Raw genomic sequence first — 830 nt, 5'->3', positions numbered from 1 at the left:
GAATATAAATTTTTACTGACAACTACCTTGACAATCAGCGAGGCCGAGATGAAAAACGTCACGGCAAATGGATATGATGGAATCTATGATGGTCACTCACATGGGATCGAGGTTTCTGTACAGGATGAGCTTGTAAAAGATGAGGTGGTAGAATACGGACTGGAGCCGGATAATTATACTGGAACAGATGCACCGGAACTTATCGATGCCGGAACTTATACGGTTTACTATCGGATCACAGCACCGAACTACAAACCTTACACAGGAAGCGCGATCATAACGATCACACAGAAAGAGATTCAGGTTGTGACGGCAGATCAGGAGACAACCTATCTGGAAGAAGCTCCGAAGTTTACCGTTGATTCAGTAAAGGGCATGGTAGGAGAAGAAACTCTTGAAAATCAGAATGCTGTTTTATCATTTGTGACTGCATATACAAAAGGCTATGATGTCGGGGAGTATGCGGTTCAGGCAGTGGTAGATGGTCTGAAGAACTATAAGGTTGAGGTTGTACCGGGTACATTGAAGGTACAGCGCAGAACCCCGGTATTCACCGACTCTACAAATCTGTATGAGGCTCGTGTCTATGACGGAAAAGCAGTGGATCTGACTCCGACAACAGACGGGGATGGTCAGATGAGCCGCGTGATCACAAACCGGGAGACGAATGAGGTCTTAACGTCTGATCCGGTCGATGTGGGAGAGTACCGTGTGGTTTACAGTGTTTCGGAAGGAAAGAATTACACAGAAGGAAGTGTTTCCTACGACTTTGCAATCACACCGGCTCCGTATAGTGGTTCAGTTGTCAAGACAAAAATTCAAGCATTTTA

The 830-nt window shown here is 45.4% G+C and carries 1 protein-coding gene; it reads left to right on the top strand.

The features are described from left to right. Positions 1-48: 48 nt before the first annotated feature. Positions 49-830 (top strand): MBG domain-containing protein (locus tag DW826_RS17985; protein WP_181968112.1); only part of this gene is annotated, 782 nt, incomplete at its 3' end.

The sequence above is a fragment of the Clostridium sp. AM34-11AC genome (assembly GCF_003435375.1).
Lineage (GTDB): Bacteria > Bacillota > Clostridia > Lachnospirales > Lachnospiraceae > Pilosibacter > Pilosibacter fragilis.
Note: the sequence above shows the minus strand (reverse complement) of the source record. Positions and strands in the feature narration are given on the sequence as shown.